The sequence below is a fragment of the Vibrio sp. 10N.247.311.47 genome (genome assembly GCF_041467535.1).
Lineage (GTDB): Bacteria > Pseudomonadota > Gammaproteobacteria > Enterobacterales > Vibrionaceae > Vibrio > Vibrio crassostreae_C.
Map to the genome: position 1 here is coordinate 1 of NZ_JBFSUR010000045.1, position 20,705 is coordinate 20,705.

At 45.9% G+C, this 20,705-nt stretch carries 17 protein-coding genes; 7 read left to right on the plus strand and 10 right to left on the minus strand.

Annotation, left to right across the window (positions count from 1 at the left end; all coding sequences use genetic code 11):
* Window positions 1-359: 359 nt before the first annotated feature.
* From fre to trxA, 6 genes are all read right to left on the minus strand, one after another.
* Window positions 360-1,073, minus strand: coding sequence for an NAD(P)H-flavin reductase (fre, locus tag AB6E51_RS21725; protein WP_017059251.1), 714 nt, complete (start codon window positions 1,071-1,073; stop codon window positions 360-362).
* A 20-nt stretch (window positions 1,074-1,093) separates the two neighbouring features.
* A complete protein-coding gene (locus AB6E51_RS21730; RefSeq protein WP_008224727.1) occupies window positions 1,094-1,363 on the minus strand; it encodes a 2Fe-2S iron-sulfur cluster-binding protein in 270 nt (89 codons plus the stop codon).
* Window positions 1,360-3,201 carry a 4-hydroxy-3-polyprenylbenzoate decarboxylase gene (ubiD, locus tag AB6E51_RS21735; RefSeq protein WP_017059250.1) on the minus strand — a complete coding sequence of 614 codons (1,842 nt, stop codon included), beginning with the start codon at window positions 3,199-3,201 and terminating at the stop codon, window positions 1,360-1,362. Before ubiD ends, AB6E51_RS21730 begins: the two co-directional genes overlap by 4 nt.
* Window positions 3,202-3,299: 98 nt before the next feature.
* The gene (locus AB6E51_RS21740) at window positions 3,300-4,295 is read right to left on the minus strand and encodes a hypothetical protein (RefSeq protein ID WP_372057550.1); all 996 of its coding nucleotides are present in this window, start codon (window positions 4,293-4,295) and stop codon (window positions 3,300-3,302) included.
* A 110-nt stretch (window positions 4,296-4,405) separates the two neighbouring features.
* The gene (gene rho, locus AB6E51_RS21745) at window positions 4,406-5,665 is read right to left on the minus strand and encodes a transcription termination factor Rho (protein WP_017062978.1); all 1,260 of its coding nucleotides are present in this window, start codon (window positions 5,663-5,665) and stop codon (window positions 4,406-4,408) included.
* Between the two features lie 200 nt (window positions 5,666-5,865).
* A complete protein-coding gene (gene trxA / locus AB6E51_RS21750; RefSeq protein WP_010440700.1) occupies window positions 5,866-6,192 on the minus strand; it encodes a thioredoxin TrxA in 327 nt (108 codons plus the stop codon).
* A 111-nt stretch (window positions 6,193-6,303) separates the two neighbouring features.
* Here trxA and rhlB point away from each other — a divergent pair, with 111 nt between their 5' ends.
* Entirely contained in the window at window positions 6,304-7,614 is a 1,311-nt protein-coding gene (gene rhlB, locus AB6E51_RS21755) for an ATP-dependent RNA helicase RhlB (protein WP_017062979.1), read from the plus strand.
* Window positions 7,615-7,620: 6 nt separating this feature from the next.
* Window positions 7,621-9,114, plus strand: a complete 1,494-nt coding sequence (gppA, locus tag AB6E51_RS21760) for a guanosine-5'-triphosphate,3'-diphosphate diphosphatase (protein WP_372057551.1) — start codon at window positions 7,621-7,623, stop codon at window positions 9,112-9,114.
* 102 nt (window positions 9,115-9,216) lie between these two features.
* Here gppA and AB6E51_RS21765 read toward each other — a convergent pair whose 3' ends face one another.
* From AB6E51_RS21765 to recQ, 3 genes are all read right to left on the minus strand, one after another.
* Window positions 9,217-9,888 carry a 7-cyano-7-deazaguanine/7-aminomethyl-7-deazaguanine transporter gene (locus AB6E51_RS21765; RefSeq protein WP_017061333.1) on the minus strand — a complete coding sequence of 224 codons (672 nt, stop codon included), beginning with the start codon at window positions 9,886-9,888 and terminating at the stop codon, window positions 9,217-9,219.
* Between the two features lie 245 nt (window positions 9,889-10,133).
* Window positions 10,134-10,445: a DUF3630 family protein gene (locus tag AB6E51_RS21770; RefSeq protein ID WP_017061332.1), complete on the minus strand. Its 312-nt coding sequence runs from the start codon at window positions 10,443-10,445 to the stop codon at window positions 10,134-10,136.
* 49 nt (window positions 10,446-10,494) lie between these two features.
* A complete protein-coding gene (recQ, locus tag AB6E51_RS21775) occupies window positions 10,495-12,333 on the minus strand; it encodes an ATP-dependent DNA helicase RecQ (protein WP_017065746.1) in 1,839 nt (612 codons plus the stop codon).
* A 179-nt stretch (window positions 12,334-12,512) separates the two neighbouring features.
* On the opposite strand from recQ, the gene rarD reads away from it, so the two are divergent.
* The 5 genes from rarD (at window position 12,513) to tpx (ending at window position 18,194) form a co-directional block, all read left to right on the plus strand.
* Complete coding sequence (gene rarD / locus AB6E51_RS21780) at window positions 12,513-13,421, plus strand: EamA family transporter RarD (protein WP_017061330.1); 909 nt, start codon at window positions 12,513-12,515, stop codon at window positions 13,419-13,421.
* Between the two features lie 86 nt (window positions 13,422-13,507).
* A complete protein-coding gene (locus tag AB6E51_RS21785; protein WP_372057561.1) occupies window positions 13,508-14,302 on the plus strand; it encodes an AraC family transcriptional regulator in 795 nt (264 codons plus the stop codon).
* A 98-nt stretch (window positions 14,303-14,400) separates the two neighbouring features.
* A complete protein-coding gene (locus tag AB6E51_RS21790) occupies window positions 14,401-15,063 on the plus strand; it encodes a LysE family translocator (RefSeq protein WP_017061328.1) in 663 nt (220 codons plus the stop codon).
* 91 nt (window positions 15,064-15,154) lie between these two features.
* Window positions 15,155-16,912 carry a gamma-glutamyltransferase gene (gene ggt, locus AB6E51_RS21795; protein ID WP_372057553.1) on the plus strand — a complete coding sequence of 586 codons (1,758 nt, stop codon included), beginning with the start codon at window positions 15,155-15,157 and terminating at the stop codon, window positions 16,910-16,912.
* 784 nt (window positions 16,913-17,696) lie between these two features.
* Window positions 17,697-18,194: a thiol peroxidase gene (gene tpx, locus AB6E51_RS21800; protein ID WP_017062986.1), complete on the plus strand. Its 498-nt coding sequence runs from the start codon at window positions 17,697-17,699 to the stop codon at window positions 18,192-18,194.
* A 135-nt stretch (window positions 18,195-18,329) separates the two neighbouring features.
* Here tpx and uvrD read toward each other — a convergent pair whose 3' ends face one another.
* The gene (uvrD, locus tag AB6E51_RS21805) at window positions 18,330-20,504 is read right to left on the minus strand and encodes a DNA helicase II (RefSeq protein WP_017061325.1); all 2,175 of its coding nucleotides are present in this window, start codon (window positions 20,502-20,504) and stop codon (window positions 18,330-18,332) included.
* Window positions 20,505-20,705 lie beyond the last annotated feature (201 nt).

The window sequence follows — 20,705 nt, forward strand, 5'->3', positions numbered from 1 at the left end:
ATATTCATCAACGAGTGCCCACACAGATTGATAGGTTTAAATTGTTAAAGAGCTTAACTTCTTGAGCGTTCCTTTTAAGTAAGGAGCCTCTCGAAGTGGACGGCCATTCTAGCGAATTAACATTCAGTGTCAAACACTTTTTGAAAATTAATTTTTTGTCGCTTTCCGTCTTACTGATTCTTGCTGAAGCCTTGTGGCGTCTGCCGTCTCAGTGGTGTCGCATTATAGGGAACCCTCTCAGCTTAGCAACTACTTTTTCATGAAAAATGAATAAATAGGGGTTAACTGCCTAATAGTTCACCTAAACGTAAAAAAGAGAGCATTTCTGCTCTCTTTTTGCTCAAAATCTAAGGGTATTGTTAGATAAATGCGTAAGCATCAGCGTACATATGGTCACGCTTTGCTTCTTTATTCTGAGTAAATAGGTCTCTTGCAGCGCCCGCCATTTCAAAACGACCTGCAATATAGATATCGAAATCAGCTAATGATTCGAAACTTTGCATAACAGCCTCAAGCACATTACCTGTTTGGCCATGCCAAACTTCCGGTGCTTCTTCTACTACCGGTACAAAGTGCACATTGCTATGCTTTTCTGCAATGCCAACCAACTCTTCTTTAGCATATAACTGGCACTCATCTTTTGCGCCCCAGTATAGGTAGATCTCTTTCGAGCTATTTTGCGCGATGCAGTGATCAAGAATAGAGCGCACGTAGCTGAAACCCGTGCCACCAGCAATAAGTAATAGAGGGCGATCGCTTTCTTCTTTGATCCAAGCATCTCCGTGTGGAGCATCAATCGCAATATCGCCATCTTCAGCTTGTGCCTTCTTCATCGCTTCAACCACTTCTAGTGCGTAAGCGTTGTGCTCGGCAGCACCAATGTGCAGCTCAAGCTCACCTTCGTGGCGGCAAGGGCTACTTGCGATAGAGAATGGGCGCTTATCTTTCTCGCCCATTTCAACCATCAGGTACTGGCCCGCTTTAAAAGCGACCGGTGTTTCTGGGTGAAGTAGGATTTGGTAAGTATTACAAGCCAAAGGCTCGATAGACTTCACTTTACATTTAATAGTCATGTTCTTCCTCTTACTAACCCTTAATCGGCAAAGGTTAGAACTAAATTACTTTCTGCAAATGCTTGGCAAGCAAAAATCCAGCCTTGTTGCTGCTCTTTCTCTGTGAGCATGGGTTCAAGGTGGTAACTCACTTGCCCTTCTAATTTTTTGCACATACACATTGCGCATGCGCCAACTTGGCAACGGTTTGGGAAATAGATATCGCTGTTGAGCGCAGCATCCAAGACCGTTTGCCCTTTTTCTACTGTGAAACTGATGTTTTCTGGGTATAAGACTACTTGGTAGCTCATGAAATTCCTAGCTGTTCCCAGATGCTATCAATCTTTTTCACAACATCAGGATCTTTTGTGATTGGTACACCCCACTCACGCAGGCATTCACCTTCCCACTTATTGGTCGCATCGAGACCCATTTTTGAGTGTCCAGTTTCGTTCTGCAGGAATAACGTATCTCTCGCCGGATCCATTCTTGTCGTTACAGCCCAAATGATGTCATTCCAATCACTCACATTGACATCGCCATCACACACGATAACAAACTTGTTCTCATCAAATTGAGACCAAACCGCTTCCATGATTTTCTTACCATTACCGGCAGCTTGCTTATCAATAGACACCACAACCATGCTGGCATTGTCGTTTTGCAGGTGAACATCAATAATTTCAGGATGAACCTTGGTTAACTCAGCCAAGCTACCCTCAATATGTTCACTATTTACAGGTGCTGTTTGGACATCTGGCGATAACGCTAACTCTGCGTCCCACTTCTTAGTAATATCTAGACCCATCTTAGAACCTAACCCAACCACGGGTGAGGCAAAATCCAATGAATCGATCGGCGTGTTCTCTATCATCAGGCTATCGCGTGACGGATCCATATGTTCGCACATCGCTGCGGTTACTTGAGACCAATCACGTGCATTCACATCTTCATCACACACCAATACAAATTTGGTGTACATGAATTGGCGTAAGAAAGACCATACACCCATCATCACTCGCTTAGCGTGACCTGGGTATTGCTTCTTCATGGTCACGACTGCCATTCGGTACGAACAACCTTCAGGCGGTAGATAGAAATCTTCAATCTCTGGGAACTGCTTTTGAAGAATAGGCACAAACACTTCATTTAGCGCAACACCCAATACCGCTGGCTCATCAGGTGGACGGCCAGTATAGGTGCTGTGATAGATAGGGTTCTCGCGCATGGTTACATGAGTAATAGTAAACACATGGTGCTTTTCTTTCTCGTTGTAGTAACCAGTATGATCTCCGTAAGGCCCTTCATCTGCGAATTCATTCGGGTCGATGTAACCTTCCATCACGATTTCTGCACTTGCGGGAACTTCTAAGTCGTTGCTGATTGATTTAACGACCTCAGTTTTACTACCACGTAGTAAGCCTGCAAACGCGTACTCAGATAAACTATCCGGCACTGGCGTAACCGCACCAAGAATGGTGGCAGGATCAGCACCAAACGCTACCGATACTGGGAATGGTTTCCCAGGGTTAGTTTCCATCCAATCACGCAGATCCAATGCTCCACCACGGTGGGCTAACCAACGCATGATGATTTTATTCTTGCCGATCTTCTGCTGACGATAGATACCTAAGTTTTGGCGTTTCTTGTTTGGACCACGAGTAACCGTTAAACCCCATGTTAGCAATGGCGCGACATCATCAGCCCAACAGCTCATCACTGGGATTTTATCTAGGTCGACGTCATCGCCTTGCCATACCACTTGTTGGCAAGCCGCTTTGCGAAGGCGTTTAGCTGGCATGTTTAAGACTTGCTTAAACACAGGTAGTTTATCAAGAGCGTCTTTAAAGCCTTTTGGTGGCTCAGGTTCTTTTAGGTAAGCAAGCAACTTGCCCACTTCACGCAGTTCTTTGACTTCTTGACGTCCCATACCAATAGCAACCCGATTAGGTGTACCAAATAGATTGGTCAAAACGGGCATGTCATAGCCTACTGGATTTTCAAACAAAAGAGCCGGGCCACCAGCACGTAGAGTACGGTCGCTAATCTCGGTCATTTCGTAGTCTGGATCGACTGGGTGAGAAATGCGTTTCAACTGACCAATACTTTCAAGATGGTCGATAAAATCACGTAAATCTTTAAAACTCATAGGACTTCTACATGCTGATTATTCTGCGCTCAGTATATCAAAAAGGGTGACGCTGAGATCCCCCTTTTTAGTGTGGTTATTGAGAGGCAAAATCCACTTTACGGTAATGCTTGCTCGATCAAAGAGCTCTTCACCTGAGGGTTATCATTCACAAGATCTTGCAACCATCGCGTATGACCTTGTTTGGCTAATTCACGGGCGACTAATGGCGCTTCATCGGCAATCGCCATCCTAGAGACAAGAAACTCCTTCACCTCTTCTGATAGCGGGTTAACCTTGGTAAGCAAAGTAATCGCTTCATCTTTCAAACGCGGGTTCTTAGTCGCTGCCATCACCTGTTCAAGCGCGAACGTTTGTTTGGTTTCAGCAAGGCGAACTAGCTCAGCCTGGCTATGATAATCGGCCTTCATTCGCCATAGAATTTTGTAAACCTCTGGGTCTTCGCTCACTTGCGCTAATCGAACCACCACCTCAGTAGAAGGTAACCAACTAACAATAGAAGATGCGGTGAGTTGCTTAGTTAGGTAATCAACCGCTTCAGGAGACAAACTGTCTAGCTCTCTAATGAGCAACGCTTCTCGCGTTTGAACTTGATGTTCAGATCCAGATAACCACTCTTTTAGGTCGAGTTCCTGTTTCTCTGCATCTAGCACAAATACCAATGTCTTCTGATCTTGACGCCATTGTTTAATAAGGCGATTAGCAATTGAAGGGTAATTAAAGGCAGGTACCGTAAACTCATAGCCATCGCCACGTTCTAAGACTTGATAAGTGGGCGTGATAGCAAGTTGCTGCTCGATGAAGATAGACATCTTGGGTGTGAGTACGATTTTTTGCTGTTCAAGCTTCTTCAAGAGTTGGTAACGAGCCACCTCTTGCTGGGGAAATGTCAGGCGCTCAAGCGCAAAGCGTAGCGAATTGACTTCGTCACGTACGACAAGCTCTAGTAGTTCAGCAGTTTTCAGTTTTACTTGATCATTCTCAAGCCAAGACTCTACTGTAAGTGGAGACATCTCGGTGGCATAGCTCATACCAACCGGTGAAAATAACAGTGAAGTAGACAGGAGTAATGATGACAACAGTCCATGTTGCATTTTAACGTCCTTGTAACACTTTTGCTCATTCTGCAAGCTGGCGCTACAAAATGCAAATAAAAAGCGCCACCCGAGGGCAGCGCTTATTAAATACGATCAGCTAATCAATATTACTGACGACGCATTGCGTCAAAGAACTCATCGTTCGTTTTCGTCATTGCTAGCTTGTCGATAAGGAATTCCATTGCGTCGATTTCGCCCATTGGGTGAACAATCTTACGCAGGATCCACATCTTCTGTAGTTCATCGTTCTTGGTAAGAAGCTCTTCACGACGAGTACCAGAGCGGTTGAAATCAATCGCTGGGAATACGCGTTTTTCAGCAATCTTACGGTTAAGGTGCAGTTCCATGTTACCTGTACCTTTGAATTCTTCGTAGATAACTTCATCCATCTTAGAACCAGTATCAACCAGTGCTGTTGCGATGATCGTTAAGCTACCGCCTTCTTCTACGTTACGTGCCGCACCGAAGAAACGCTTTGGACGATGTAGAGCATTCGCATCAACACCACCAGTAAGAACTTTACCTGATGAAGGAATCACAGTGTTGTAAGCACGAGCTAGACGAGTAATAGAATCCAGTAGGATAACTACATCTTTCTTGTGTTCAACAAGGCGCTTCGCTTTCTCGATAACCATTTCTGCAACTTGTACGTGGCGAGATGCTGGCTCATCGAATGTTGAAGCAACTACTTCGCCTTTAACTAGACGCTGCATTTCTGTTACTTCTTCTGGACGCTCATCGATAAGTAGAACCATTAGTTCACACTCAGGATGGTTACGTGCAATGCTTTGAGCAATGTTTTGCAGAAGCATTGTCTTACCCGCTTTAGGCGGAGCAACAATCAGACCACGCTGACCTTTACCAATTGGAGATGCAAGGTCAAGAATACGAGCCGTAATATCTTCAGTCGCACCATTACCCGCTTCCATCACCATACGTTCGTTAGCGTGAAGAGGAGTAAGGTTTTCGAAAAGAATCTTGTTACGTGCGTTGTCTGGCTTGTCGTAGTTAACCGTGTTTACTTTAAGCAGTGCAAAGTAACGCTCACCGTCTTTAGGTGGACGGATTTTACCGCCAATAGAGTCACCTGTACGTAGGTTAAAACGACGAATTTGGCTTGGTGATACGTAGATATCATCTGGGCCAGCCAGGTATGAACTGTCGGCGCTACGTAGGAAACCAAAACCGTCTTGAAGAATTTCTAGAACACCATCACCAAAGATGTCTTCACCACTTTTTGCATGCGCTTTAAGGATGGAGAAGATAATGTCTTGTTTTCTTAGGCGAGCTTGATTTTCAAGACCTAAGCTTTCGCTAAGTTTAACAAGCTCAGACACAGGTCTGTTCTTCAGTTCAGTAAGATTCATAGTGGTGGAAGTTTGTTTAGTCAAAATAGGATCTGTTTTCTTAAGTTAAGAAGGATTTGGTCACAGGATCGACCAAGAAGAGAAATTCGTTCAATTAACGTGCGATAAATTAGCACTAAAACTAAGACTAGTCCATAGCTTAGAAAAAACAAAACCGCGCATTTGTTAACTGCACGGTTTCTTTTCAAATGCTGACCTGATTAAAGGTTAGCGTCTAAGAACTCTTTAAGTTGAGTTTTAGATAATGCACCAACTTTAGTCGCTGCTACGCCGCCATCTTTGAAAAGAAGTAGCGTTGGAATACCGCGAATACCAAACTTTGGTGGAGTACCAGCATTTTGGTCGATATTTAATTTACCGATTGTGAGCTTGCCTTCATACTCGTCTGCGATTTCATCAAGAATCGGCGCAATCATTTTACATGGACCACACCATTCTGCCCAAAAATCAACAAGAACAGGGCCTGCAGCATTGATTACATCGTTATCAAAACCGTCATCAGTTAGCTGCAAAATCTTATCACTCATCTTCCACTCCAATGTATTTTTTAGAACTGGTTGGATGATAACCAGTAAATAGATGCCCTATTGGAATGTATTTACTTTCGTATTGCAAGCTTAAGCTGATATTCTATAGCAATGAAAAAGACGCATATCACAGAGCAAAAGTTCGCCGACTTGGATTTACTTCCGCAAGTCATTGAAGGATTGGAGAAAAAAGGGTTCGATTATTGTACCCCTATCCAAGCCTTGGCGCTCCCGGTACTGCTCACCGGCCAAGACATTGCAGGCCAGGCCCAAACGGGTACTGGTAAAACGCTTGCGTTTCTTACTGCTACTTTTAACCACCTGCTAAAAACATCTGAGCATGAAGGGCGTAAGCCTAACCAGCCACGTGCGATTATTATGGCACCAACGCGTGAACTCGCGATTCAGATCTACAACGATGCTGACTCTCTGGTTGAAAGCACAGGTATCAAGGCAGCACTTGCTTACGGTGGCGAAAGCTACGACAAGCAACTAGGTAAAATCGAAGAAGGCGCAGATATCTTAATTGGTACGACTGGCCGCATCATCGATTTCTACAAGCAGAAGGTATTTAACCTTAACCACATTCAAGCTGTTGTTCTTGACGAAGCTGATCGCATGTTCGATCTTGGTTTCATCAAAGACATCCGCTTCTTGTTCCGCCGTATGCCTGAGCCAAAAGATCGCCTGAACATGCTGTTCTCTGCGACATTGTCTTACCGCGTACAAGAGCTAGCGTTCGAACACATGCACAACCCAGAGCATGTTGTTGTTGAGCCAGAGCGTAAAACAGGTCACCGCATTCAGGAAGAGCTGTTCTACCCATCAAACGAACACAAAATGGCACTGCTGCAGACTCTAGTTGAAGAAGAGTGGCCAGAGCGCGCTATCATCTTCGCTAACACTAAGCACAAATGTGAGTCTGTTTGGGGTCACCTAGCTGCAGATGGTCACCGTGTTGGCCTGCTAACTGGCGATGTTCCTCAGAAGAAACGTGAAAAGATTCTTGAGCAATTCACTAAAGGTGATGTTGACCTGCTTGTCGCAACCGACGTTGCAGCACGTGGTCTACACATTCCTCAAGTAACACACGTATTCAACTTCGACCTACCTGATGACTGTGAAGATTACGTTCACCGTATCGGCCGTACAGGTCGTGCTGGTGCAAGTGGTCACTCGATCAGCTTTGCTTGTGAAGATTACGCAATCAACTTGCCACCAATCGAAGAATACATTGAGCACGCGATCCCTGTGTCTGACTACGATGCTTCTGCACTGCTAGAAGATCTACCAGCACCATTGCGCTTACGTACACGTAACCCGCAACAACGCCGCTCAAACAACAATGGCCCACGCAACGGGAACCGTAAACCAAACCAGAACCGTCGCCCACGCCAACCGCGTCATAACAAGGAAGCTTAGTCGCTTATGAGTCAAACAGTGTCACCCCCGCTTTACGCTGCAATCGACCTCGGGTCGAACAGTTTTCATATGCTCGTTGTGCGTCATATCGATGGCAGCGTACAAACCATGGCTAAAATTAAGCGCAAAGTGCGTTTAGCTGCAGGCTTAGATGAAAATAATGCGCTTAGTACAGAAGCCATGCAGCGCGGTTGGGACTGTTTGAGTCTCTTTGCAGAGCGACTGCAAGATATTCCGAAAGAAAATATCCGCATTGTCGGTACAGCGACCCTACGTACTGCTATCAATGTGGATATATTTCTAGAGAAAGCGAACCAGATCCTTGGTTACGACATCAATGTTATCTCCGGAGAAGAAGAAGCTGCGACTATCTATAAAGGCGTAGCACACACTTCTGGTGGCAGCGGCCGCCGACTGGTTGTTGATATTGGTGGCGCAAGCACCGAGATGATCATTGGTGAAGGCTTCTCAGCGAAAGCCCTAACCAGCCTAAAGATGGGCTGTGTTACTTGGCTTGAGCGCCACTTTAAAAACCGCCAATTAACCGCTACCAACTTTAACAACGCCATTGAAGCGGCGAAGTCGACGTTGGCTCCTATCCTAGATAGCTACACTGATATCGGATGGGATGTGTGTGTGGGCGCCAGCGGTACCGTTCAAGCACTGCAAGAGATCATGTTGGCGCAAGGCATGGATGAAGTGATTACTCATGCCAAACTTAAGCGTCTACAGAAACAAGCGATGATTACTGAGCGCTTGGAAGAGCTAGAAATCGAAGGACTTACCCTTGAACGCGCATTAGTGTTCCCGAGTGGCCTTTCTATTCTTATTGCTATTTTTGAGCTGCTTGAAATAGATTCAATGACACTCGCAGGCGGCGCACTCCGTGAAGGCCTAGCCTACGAGATGGTTGATGAGCTACGCCAAGAAGATATCCGAGCGCGTACCATTAAGAGTGTTCAATCACGCTACCAAATGGACGTAAGCTACGGTGAACAAGTAGCAGTAGTCGCACAAACGCTGCTAGACCAAGCGGGCGCCGAAGCGTGGGTTTCAGAACCTCAAGCTGGTGTGCTATTGCAAACGGCAGCGAAGCTTCACGAGATTGGTTTAACCATCGATTTCAAAAAAGGCGGTGAGCACAGCGCTTATCTGCTGCAGAACTTAGACCTACCTGGCTTTACTCGAGCGCAAAAGCACTACTTGGGTGAGTTAACTCGTCGCTACCGTGAACAGTTAACCTCATTACCAGAGCAACACGCTATCTCAGGAACCAGTAGCAAGCGTATTTTACGTATTCTGCGTTTAGCTATTTTGCTGACCCACCGTCGTAACCCAGCGCTAGAGCCTGAGTTCAAACTGACGACGAATGACAACAATCTAACCCTAACGATTTCTAAGCAATGGTTAGCTGACAATCCGCTGACCGCTGCAGAGCTAGAGATCGAGTCGAATAGACAAACCGATATTGGCTGGCCATTGAATATTAAATGCCTCTGATATTAGTATCTGACGCTAGAAATTAAAAAAAGCCCAAGTTAGTAGACTAACTTGGGCTTTTTCTTATCGCTGCATTAATGCTTTGTGTTACAAATCTCAAACTTAAGCGTTCACGCCTGTCGCTTTAAAGTCAGGGTTCACTGCGGTTAGCTTTCTAACAATGTAGTTAAGAAGCACGCCGTACATAGGCACGAACAAGCCTAAGCTGATGATAAGTTTGAATCCGTAATCGACTAAGGCAATCTCAGTCCAATGCTCGGCCATAAATGGATCTGGGCTTTGGTAGAAAGCAATCGCAAAGAATGCGATGGTATCAATGGCATTACCGAATAACGTTGAGCATGTTGGGGCTACCCACCACTGTTTAAGCTGACGTAGGCGGTTAAAAACATGTACATCCAAGATCTGACCCAGTAAATAAGCCATGAAGCTCGCCGCGGCGATACGTGCAACAAACAAGTTGAACTCACCTAGTTGGCTAAAGCCTTGGAATGAACCTTCAAAGAACACCACTGACAAGAAATAAGAAACGGCCAGAGCTGGTAGCATCACTAAGAAAATGATTTTACGGGCAAGCTGCGCGCCAAAAATGCGTACGGTCAGATCGGTCGCTAGGAAGATAAACGGGAAAGTGAAAGCACCCCAAGTGGTGTGCATACCGAAGACGGTAAAAGGTAGCTGAACCAGATAGTTGCTTGACGCAATAATCACCAAATGGAACAAAACTAATAGTGCTAAGGCTTTGCGCTGTTGCGCAGGGGTAAAGTTACTCATGCTGTACCTTTTTAGTTTGGTTTGGGGGTGAGGGAACCCAAATCGAGTCATTTCTTCGAATAATCCAAGAAAGCTCTTACCAATAATGTGAATTAAAAAATGTATCTAAAAATTGCTCTGCTGAGCGGCGGGCGATTATACATTAATCAATATTGGCTGCAACGGTGAGAACAAACGCAAACGTTTATTCTCACTTTTATTGGTGAATAGCTCTAGAAGCTGTGTTTTAGAAGAGATGCCAAAAGTTAAAAACCGCGCTTGAAAAGCGTCGCGAGATAATCAAACTCTTCTCGGCTTTCTTCAGCGTTTAACGACTCAAACCAAATTGATTCACTGTAATGTTCGGACTTTAAGAACATTCGGCAATCTTCAAAATCAATCAACCAAGAATGCATATCGGCGTCCCATTGCTTTTCAACAACTGACGCTGACAACAACGCCACCAGCTTTTCACCTAGCACTTCATAAGAATCAAAATCAAAACTTGGAGACGTAATCAATAAACGCCCTTCCTCAGCTAAATACTCTCTTAAGCCAAATTCTGTTTGTGTTGTCATGTCCCTATCAACCTTATTCTTTTTCTATTAGTTAGACGTTTCTCGCAAACTAGCCGTGTGTGGTGATGTGTTCTTGAATCAGATCTAGGAATGGGTCTGCGTACTTATCGAGTTTACGTTGACCGACACCGTTGACTGCCAGCATTTCTCCGTATGAAGTAGGTAGTATTTCAGCCATATCAATCAAGGTCGCGTCACTGAATACCACATATGGTGGCAAGCCATCTTCATCAGCAATCGACTTACGCAGCTTACGCAGTTTCGCAAACAGCTTCTTATCGTAATTCTTGCTGCTTAACTTATCGGACTTAGCATTACGCACCGCTGTATCTAAACGAGGAACAGCCAATTCCAAAGACATCTCACCGCGCAGCAGCGGGCGGGCTTCTTCTGTTAGCTGTAAAGTTGAGTTACGAGTGATGTTCTGGAACAGCAAGCCTTTATGAATCAGCTGACGGAAGATACTGATCCAGTAATCATGACTGTGATCGCGGCCAATACCGTAGGTAGATAGCTTATCGTGACCATTATCGCGGACACGGATGTTCTGCATGCCTCGCATTACTTCGACCACGTAGCCCATACCAAATGACTGATTCACACGGTACACACAAGACAACGCCTTCTGTGCTTCTTGGGTCGCGTCAAAGTGTTTTGGTGGATCTAAGCAGATATCACAGTTGCCACATTGCTTCTCGCGATATTCGCCAAAATAGTTAAGCAGAACCTGACGACGACACGTTTGCGCTTCAGCAAAGGCACTCATCGCATTCAGCTTGTGCATCTCAACTTGTTTCTGTGGGCCTTCTTCTTTCTCATCTAGCATACGACGCAGCCAACCCATATCAGCCGGGTCAAACAACATCATCGCTTCAGCAGGCAAACCATCACGACCTGCACGGCCTGTCTCTTGATAGTAAGACTCGATATTACGTGGGATATCAAAGTGCACCACGAAACGTACGTTGGGTTTGTTGATGCCCATACCGAAAGCCACTGTCGCGACCACGATCTGAATATCATCGCGTTGAAAGGCTTCTTGAACGTAAGCACGCTCATCGGTGTCCATACCAGCGTGATAACCCGCGGCGCGAATACCGTTATTGCACAGCTTCTCGGTCACCATCTCCACTTTCTTACGGCTACCACAGTAGATGATGCCGCAATTGCCCTTTTGTGTTTCTAGGTAGCGAACCACCTGTGACACGGGTTTGTGCTTCTCAACCAAGTTGTAGCGAATATTAGGGCGATCAAAGCTGCCTAAGTAAGTATGCGGGTCCAGGAGCTGTAAGCGCGAGATAATATCTTTGCGCGTCGCATCATCAGCGGTTGCTGTGAGCGCCATGTAAGGCACATGCGGGAAATACTGTTTAAGCTGACCTAATGATGCGTATTCAGGGCGGAAGTCGTGACCCCATTGAGAGATACAGTGCGCTTCATCGACTGCAATCATCGAAAGCGGTAAACCTTGAAGACGCTCGATAAAATCACGCATCAACACACGCTCTGGTGACACATACACCATTTTCAGCTGACCTGAGTTCATACGATTGAACACATTCAGCAATTGGTCACGTGGCATTGAAGAGTTAATACACTCAGCGGCAACACCATTGGCCTTCAATTGGTCGACTTGGTCTTTCATCAACGAGATCAGCGGTGAGATAACCAGAGTCAGCCCTTCACGAACCAAAGCCGGAATTTGGTAACACAGAGATTTACCACCACCGGTTGGCATAATCACCAAGCTGTCTTTGCCTTCAACGGCCAAATCAATGACCTCTTGCTGACCATCGCGAAAGCTTTGATAGCCGAACACATCTTGCAAGATGGTTTGCGCATCATTCGCGGGAGTTGGTATTTGCTCAGCAATCAGAGTGGCGGTCATTGTGGTTCCTAATCGAGGTATGAAATCAGCAAGCATCTTCGGCAAGCAAGTCGCACATTGTAGAGGGGAACGCTGGCGAATTAAACCGCAAATTGTTAGGTGAAAAGGGTTATCGCTCCTATACTGACCAACTCTCTTATAAATCTTATTAATAAGCACTCAGTGCTAGAGAAAGATGCATGACACAGGAAGAACAACAACGTACGCGCCAAGGAGTTTTGCTTGCCGTCGGCGCTTACACAATGTGGGGTATCGCCCCTATATATTTCAAATCTTTAAGTGACGTTTCCCCGTTAGAGATCCTCAGCCACCGTGTAGTATGGTCTTTTTTCCTACTCGCTTTCTTACTGCACATTGGCCGCAGCTGGCGTAAAGTCCGCGACACCTTGACCTCAAAACCAAAAATGCTCTATTTGGTAGCGACGTCTATTTTGGTGGGTGCTAACTGGCTGATCTTTATCTGGGCGGTGAATTCCAATCACATGCTCGATGCCAGTTTGGGGTATTACATCAACCCTCTGATTAACGTGTTACTTGGGATGCTCTTCCTCGGCGAACGCTTACGTAAGCTGCAATGGTTTGCTGTGGCTCTTGCTGCGATTGGCGTATTAATCCAATTAATTGCCTTCGGCTCAGTACCGATCGTCGCCATTGCCCTAGCCTTTAGCTTTGGCTTTTATGGCTTGCTGCGTAAGAAAGTCAGCTTAGAAGCACAAACGGGTCTGTTCATTGAAACTCTGGTGATGCTGCCTCTCGCCGCAACCTACTTACTGTTTATTGCCGATAGCCCGACCTCAAACTTATCGATGAACCCGATGCAACTCAACCTATTACTGGTTGCTGCCGGTGTGATCACCACGGTTCCATTGCTGTGTTTTACTGGCGCTGCAACTCGCTTGAAGCTATCAACACTCGGTTTCTTCCAGTACATCGGTCCAAGCTTGATGTTCTTACTGGCGGTTCTGATCTACGGCGAAGCCTTTACCTCAGATAAAGCGATCACCTTTGCTTTCATATGGGGAGCACTGGTTATTTTCAGCTTTGATGGCCTGCGTAACAACAAGAAGAACAAACGCGCGAAACAGTGATATTGATCGTTTTTTACAAGACAATCCCTTAATACGCAGATAAGCTTGGTTGAATTGATGACTATTTGACCAAGCTTTTTTGTACCATGGAGAAAGTCCACTACTACTCTACCCCAACAGAAGATATCAGCCTGATCCAAGCTCAATACCAAGAGTTTGCCTTTCAACGCCACTATCATTTGGACTTTCACATCGGCTTAATTACCCAAGGGCAGCAAAAGTTCGCCTACAAAGGGGCGAGCCACCATGTCGGTGCAGGCCAAGTTGTTATCATGCCACCTGATGAGCTGCATGATGGGCACTCCAAACTCGATTCAGGTTATCAAGTCAGTGTGTTTGCAGTTTCTCCCGAATGGTTTCAAGATCTTGCCGATCCTAAGCAAAATGGTCACACATTAGGCTTTTCTGAGCTGATCCTCTCCGATCAAGCTGCATTTTTACAATTACGCAACTTACACGGCCTGTTAATCAATCAAAGCATCAGCCAACTCGCTCAAGATTGCTTACCATTCGAAGGGTTCTCAACGATTGTCGATCGGTATGCAAAATTTGGATCGAAGAGTGACATCAAACTGGGTAATCAATCGATTAATACACTCAAAGACTATTTGATGGCGAATTTGGACCAGCCAGTGCGATTAGAACAACTGTCTGAGCTGTGCGGCTTAACCACAACTCAATTCCAACGCCACTTTAAGAACAGAATGGGCATCACCCCTTACGCGTGGCTGAGCCGTTTACGTATGGAACAGAGCATGCGCCTGATTAAATCTGGGATCTGTGGTACTAAAGTCGCGCACCAAGTAGGCTTCTATGATCAAGCACACTTCTCCAAGGCATTCAAAACCACATTCGGCGTACCACCCTCACAAATCAACTAAGTGTTGATAATTTACAATTGCTCGATTTCAAATCGCGGTAAGCTACGCTCAATACGATTACTTATTTAATAATAGCGGCAACGTTATTGAGAACTGACATGAACGAAGTCACCATACTGATCACCCTCGCCTCTATCCATTTCATCGCTTTGATGAGCCCCGGCCCTGACTTTGCGTTAGTCGTGCAAAATGCGACACGCCACGGCAGACAAACAGGCTTGTACATTGCGCTTGGTTTATCTTGCGGGATCTTACTGCATTCGTTGCTCAGCCTGACGGGAATCAGTTACCTAGTCCACCAGCAACCAACCCTATTTGCCATTATCCAGTTGGCTGGCGGTAGCTACTTGCTGTACTTAGGCTACGGTGCACTTAAAGCAACCTGGCAAATCATTCAGAACCACGACGATGACGACGATACCGTCAATGCCAAAGATCTGATTCTGACCAACAAGCGTCAGGCATTTTCGAAAGGGTTTGCGACCAATATTCTCAACCCAAAAGCTTTGGTGTTCTTTATTAGCTTGATGTCGAGCTTAGTGCCTGCCGACATGTCTCTATCAGGTAAAGGCTTTGCGCTTATTATCTTGTTTGGTCTGTCTCTGTTTTGGTTTTCACTACTGGCGTGGATGCTTTCGACTAAGGCTCTACAGAAGAAACTTAGCGAAGCAACGGTATACATCGATGGCTTATGTGGCGTGGTATTCAGCCTGATTGGCGCGAGTATTCTTTGGCAGTCGCTGTCCGGTTTAATCGCTTAAATTCGAATCAAGATTACAATTCGTTAACAACGCACTGGCTATCTAATCTTTCCGCTGCCAATCTAGCTCTGCATATTAAAAGGAGAAGATCATGCAGTGGAAAACAAAACTAACAACCCTCGCCACTTCTACCCTACTTTTTGCCTCTCACGTCAGTTGGGCAAATCAAGCTGCCGATTCCGTCGCACCCGAACAAAGTAGTGGTTTAGAAACCAAACAACTCGTTAAAGCCAACGATTGGATGGTCACCGCAGCCAACCCTCTTGCAACACAAGCCGGTGCTGATGTACTTGCCCGTGGTGGTAACGCAATTGACGCCATGGTTGCCGTGCAGCTTATGCTTGGCTTAGTGGAACCTCAGTCATCAGGTATTGGTGGCGGCGCGTTCCTTGTCTATTTTGATGGCAAAGACAAACAGCTCAAGACCTACGATGGCCGTGAAACTGCGCCACTTGATGCCACACCACGTCTATTCCAAGACGAAAACGGCCAACCGCTTAAATTCTATGATGCCGTTGTTGGCGGTCGTTCTGTTGCCACGCCAGGCACGGTGCAATTACTGTGGGACACTCACCAGAAATACGGCAAGCTCGAATGGGCATCACTGATTAAACCTATCGCTCAGCTGGCTGAAGAAGGTTTCACCATCAGCCCACGTTTAGCCACCTTGATTGAGAATGACCAAGAGAGACTAAGCCGCTTTGCCACTACCAAAGCCTACTTCTTCAATGCTGATGGCAGCCCGAAAGCCGCTGGCACGCAACTTAAGAACCCTGAATACGCGGCAACGTTAAACGCTATTTCGAAGAACGGCGCTAAGGCCTTCTATCAGGGTGAGATCTCTGCCGACATCATTAACACAGTACAAACAGCGAAAGGTAACCCGGGCGTATTAGCACAGAAAGACTTCGACGCTTATTCGATCAAGCAGCGCGAGCCGGTTTGTTCTGCTTATGAAAGCTACCAAGTGTGCGGAATGGGTCCACCAAGTTCAGGTGCATTAACGGTTGGGCAGATTTTAGCGATGACCGAGCAGTTTGACCTCAAATCATGGGGACCAAACGACGCGAAATCTTGGCAAGTGTTAGCAGACGCTTCTCGCTTAGCCTTTGCAGACCGTGGTATGTACATGGCAGACCAAGATTATGTGCCTATGCCAACCCAAGGGTTAGTGAATACTGACTATTTGCAGGAGCGTGCTCAGTTAATTACCGCAGGTAAGGCATTAGACAGCGCACCTTCAGGCACCCCACCGTGGGATCATGCGATGCAGAGAAGCCAAGATGTTTCTATTGAGTTGCCGTCCACCAGCCACTTCAACATTGTCGATAGTGATGGCAATGTCGTATCGATGACTACCACTATTGAGAATGCCTTTGGCTCACGTTTGATGGTTAGAGGTTTCCTACTCAATAACGAACTAACCGACTTCTCATTCAAGACTCATAACGATGGCAAACCTATCGCGAACCGACTTGAACCGGGTAAGCGCCCACGTTCTTCAATGGCACCGACCATCATCATGCAAGACGATAAACCTTACATGGCAATTGGCTCTCCGGGAGGCAGCCGTATCATCGGTTATGTGGCACAAGCGATCATTGCTCACACCCAATGGGACATGGATATCCAACAAGCGATCAACCAACCACACTTCCTAAATCGCTTCGGTACCTTAGATTTGGAAAAAGGAACATCAGCGGAAAACTTCAAACCTGAGCTAGAAAAGATGGGATTTGAGGTCAACGTTCGCGATCTTAACTCGGGTTTACACGCTATTCGCATCACAAAAGATGGTCTAGAAGGTGCTGCAGACCCTCGCCGTGAAGGTGCAGCTATTGGCCAATAGGGAATAATCCTCCCTTTTTACTCGCAGCCTTGTGCGAGATCTCTCACAAGGCAGTGAGTAAATATCGATATTTGATGACGAAATTAGTCACCCACAAACCGTAACCGATTGAAATTAAACAATACGTACATTTATCATTCAAATAATTATATAGAAATTAGCTTATGCACCATTGCTGATAAATAAGGAATCGGTAATATGAATGGTGTCGGAAGGATGCTGACACGGAACAGGAAACGCCAAGGACTTGGTTATCTTCAGGATGAAGATTCGATTACTCAGGATGAATAATCGGCATGGATAGCGAAATGGACATTGAATGGACGCAATAGTAACTAGGATGGTTGCTACTAAGGAAAGACAATGGACACCTCTGGACGAGGAAAGGACTGAACATCAGGATGATGTAAAGGACACCGCTCAAGGAACAAGTGACGCGCGCTAACGAGGATTGTTGGCAGATCAGGATAAGATCAAGGACACCGCTAGGAAGGCGACGAAAGGAATACGCTGAAGGATAACAGCACACTATCATGGATTTGATGCATGGAGCACACTTAGTAGCCGGATTGCTGCGAGTAAGACTATAGACCCCGATGAGCGCAAGCTCTCGGGGTTTTTCTTTATCTGTCGTTTCACTTATTCCTCTCTCAAACAAATAAATCAAAGACCTTTAATTACAATTCTGACATTTAAAGCATTCACTTCTTAACCACTTCCGAGTAACGTAAGTCTTACTAGGCTCAACTAGTTTCATAACCATAATTAAACTAAGGACAAATTCATGTCACACGTTACCTTCAAAGGCGCTGCTGTACCACTAACAGGCACATTCCCACAAACTGGCGAACAAGCACCAAGCTTTGCACTGACTGCAGGCGACCTTTCTGAACTGACTCTTGCTTCTCTTGAAGGCAAGAAAGTGGTTCTAAACATCTTCCCAAGTATCGACACAGCAACTTGTGCAACGAGCGTACGTACGTTCAACGCAAAAGCAGCAGAACTTGAGAACACGGTTGTTGTTTGTATTTCTGCTGACCTACCGTTTGCTGCGGGCCGCTTCTGTGAACTAGAAGGCATTGAAGGCGTTCAACACGCTTCAACTTTCCGTTCTCCTACATTCGCATCAGACTACGGCGTAGCGATCGCTGAAGGCCCACTATCAGGCCTAACAACACGTGCCGTTGTCGTTGTTGATGAAAAAGGTGTGGTGACACACAGCGAGTTGGTTGCAGAGATCACTGAAGAGCCAAACTACGAAGCGGCACTTGCAGCACTGTAAGTCTCACTTTGAGGCAACAATGTCTTCAGCTCGTATTAACCTAATTTAGGTCGGTACAAAGTAATAAAAAGAGCAGCCATTGGCTGCTCTTTCTGTTTTTAATAATGAACGATTTTTAGATACCGAAGTAGCAGATTACAACTGTTCTAAACGAGCGTAAGCCGTTACTAACCACTTGATGCCTTCACCGTTAAACGCGACTTGAACTCGGCTCTGCGGGCCACTTCCCTCGAAGTTGATGATAGTGCCTTCACCAAACTTAGGGTGCTTAACGCGAGAACCCAAACTAAAGCCTGTTTCGTTAAAGTTCTCTTTCACGGCGGTTTGGCTAAAGCGGCCACTGCTAGCAGGACGACTCACTTGCGCTTTCATACGAACCTCATCCAGACAGGTTTCTGGTAGTTCACGAATAAAACGAGATGGCTTGTGGTACTTGTCTTGACCATACAAACGACGCATTTCAGCATAAGTGATGTAGAGCTTCTCCATCGCACGGGTCATACCGACATAGCACAGGCGACGCTCTTCTTCTAAACGCCCCGCTTCTTCGGCCGACATCTGGCTTGGGAACATGCCTTCTTCGACACCCACCATAAACACCATTGGAAACTCTAGGCCTTTAGCACTGTGCAAAGTCATTAACTGAACCGCATCGTCAAACTCATCGGCCTGACCTTCACCCGCTTCCAAAGCTGCGTGAGTTAAGAACGCCGTCAGCATGCTCATCTCATCCGCTTCTTCCGGCTTTTCAAACTGGCGCGTTGCCGTTACCAATTCTTCCAAGTTCTCGATACGTGCCTTCGACTTCTCACCCTTCTCTTGCTCGTACATAGCAAACAGACCCGACGATTTAATCACGTGGTCGGTTTGTTCATGCAGGCTAAGTTCCAACGTGTCATCTTCAAGCGCATTAATCAGCTCGATAAAACGACTTAATGCGCCCGCAGCACGACCGGGTAGCACTTGCTCTTCTATCAAAGCAACACTGGCTTCCCACATGGTTGCACCACGATCACGAGCAGCAAGACGAATCGTTTCTAACGTTTTATCACCCAAGCCACGCGTTGGCGTATTAACCACACGTTCAAACGCGGCATCATTACTGCGGTTGCTCATGAGGCGCATGTAGCTCAAGGCGTCTCTGATTTCTTGACGCTCGAAGAATCGCATGCCGCCGTAGATTCGGTAAGGTAGACCACCTTGGATCAAAGCTTCTTCAAGAACACGAGATTGGGCGTTATTACGATAAAGCATCGCGGTATCTTCTAACGCACCGCCTTTCTCTTGCCACTCTTTGATTTTGCTGACCGTGAAACGTGCTTCATCTAGCTCGTTATAAGCTGAGTACACAGAGATTGGCTCGCCATCGTTACCATCGGTCCACAGCTCTTTACCCATACGTTCGGTGTTGTTCGAGATAAGCTCGTTCGACGCCTGCAGAATGGTTTTAGTTGAACGGTAGTTTTGTTCAAGTCGAACCGTCGAAGCTCCTGGGAATTCATCCAAGAACTTCTGAATATTTTCGATCTTCGCACCACGCCAACCATAGATAGATTGGTCATCATCACCTACGATCATCACGCGACAATCTGGGCCAGCCATCATCCGAAGCCAAGCGTATTGGATGTTGTTGGTATCTTGGAATTCATCGACAAGGATATGCTTAAAGCGTGCTTGGTAATGCTCTCGAATGTGTTTCTTATCGCGTAATAGTTCATGCGATCTCAGCAAGATTTCCGCAAAGTCGACCAAACCAGCACGGTCACATGCTTCTTGGTAAGCAGAATAGATCTTTAACCACGTTTGAGTTATTGGATCATGGTAGGCGTCAATGTGACTTGGGCGTAACCCCTCGTCTTTCTTGCCATTGATCCACCAAGAAGCTTGCTTAGCAGGCCACTGCTTTTCATCGAGGTTTTGCGCCTTGATTAAGCGGCGTAGCAAACGAATCTGATCATCAGAATCAATGATCTGGAAATCTTCTGGCAGTTTTGCATCTAGGTAGTGAGCACGAAGGATGCGGTGACAGATACCATGGAAGGTGCCGTTCCACATGCCTGACGAACTACCCATCATCAACTCTTCAATACGACCACGCATCTCTGCTGCCGCTTTGTTGGTGAAGGTAACCGACATGATAGAGAACGGTGATGCTTGCTCTACGCTTTGTAACCAAGCGATACGATGCACCAATACTCGCGTTTTACCACTGCCAGCACCTGCCAGAATAAGTAGGTTTTCTAAAGGTGCTGCGACCGCCTCACGTTGTTTGTCGTTTAGGCCATCGAGTAAAAGCGAAGGATCTATCATTGAATATGCTCACTACTGGGTATTTATACATAAAAGTTGATTATAACCTAAACACTAGGCTGCGTTTAGGATAATAAGAAGAAAAAACATTCAAAAATTAACATCATAAAATCAGCAACTTAAAAGGTAACTCATCATTAATATTGATATTTCTTATAATGTCGTGAAATTATTTCCTAGTTCTTCCTATCCTTTTTAGTA

Bases quoted from the DNA above. Each gene is read 5' to 3' on its own strand.
- fre (WP_017059251.1), bottom strand. From the start codon at position 1,073: ATGACTATTAAATGTAAAGTGAAGTCTATCGAGCCTTTGGCTTGTAAT.
- AB6E51_RS21730 (WP_008224727.1), bottom strand. From the start codon at position 1,363: ATGAGCTACCAAGTAGTCTTATACCCAGAAAACATCAGTTTCACAGTA.
- ubiD (WP_017059250.1), bottom strand. From the start codon at position 3,201: ATGAGTTTTAAAGATTTACGTGATTTTATCGACCATCTTGAAAGTATT.
- AB6E51_RS21740 (WP_372057550.1), bottom strand. From the start codon at position 4,295: ATGCAACATGGACTGTTGTCATCATTACTCCTGTCTACTTCACTGTTA.
- rho (WP_017062978.1), bottom strand. From the start codon at position 5,665: ATGAATCTTACTGAACTGAAGAACAGACCTGTGTCTGAGCTTGTTAAA.
- trxA (WP_010440700.1), bottom strand. From the start codon at position 6,192: ATGAGTGATAAGATTTTGCAGCTAACTGATGACGGTTTTGATAACGAT.
- rhlB (WP_017062979.1), top strand. From the start codon at position 6,304: ATGAAAAAGACGCATATCACAGAGCAAAAGTTCGCCGACTTGGATTTA.
- gppA (WP_372057551.1), top strand. From the start codon at position 7,621: ATGAGTCAAACAGTGTCACCCCCGCTTTACGCTGCAATCGACCTCGGG.
- AB6E51_RS21765 (WP_017061333.1), bottom strand. From the start codon at position 9,888: ATGAGTAACTTTACCCCTGCGCAACAGCGCAAAGCCTTAGCACTATTA.
- AB6E51_RS21770 (WP_017061332.1), bottom strand. From the start codon at position 10,445: ATGACAACACAAACAGAATTTGGCTTAAGAGAGTATTTAGCTGAGGAA.
- recQ (WP_017065746.1), bottom strand. From the start codon at position 12,333: ATGACCGCCACTCTGATTGCTGAGCAAATACCAACTCCCGCGAATGAT.
- rarD (WP_017061330.1), top strand. From the start codon at position 12,513: ATGACACAGGAAGAACAACAACGTACGCGCCAAGGAGTTTTGCTTGCC.
- AB6E51_RS21785 (WP_372057561.1), top strand. From the start codon at position 13,508: ATGGAGAAAGTCCACTACTACTCTACCCCAACAGAAGATATCAGCCTG.
- AB6E51_RS21790 (WP_017061328.1), top strand. From the start codon at position 14,401: ATGAACGAAGTCACCATACTGATCACCCTCGCCTCTATCCATTTCATC.
- ggt (WP_372057553.1), top strand. From the start codon at position 15,155: ATGCAGTGGAAAACAAAACTAACAACCCTCGCCACTTCTACCCTACTT.
- tpx (WP_017062986.1), top strand. From the start codon at position 17,697: ATGTCACACGTTACCTTCAAAGGCGCTGCTGTACCACTAACAGGCACA.
- uvrD (WP_017061325.1), bottom strand. From the start codon at position 20,504: ATGATAGATCCTTCGCTTTTACTCGATGGCCTAAACGACAAACAACGT.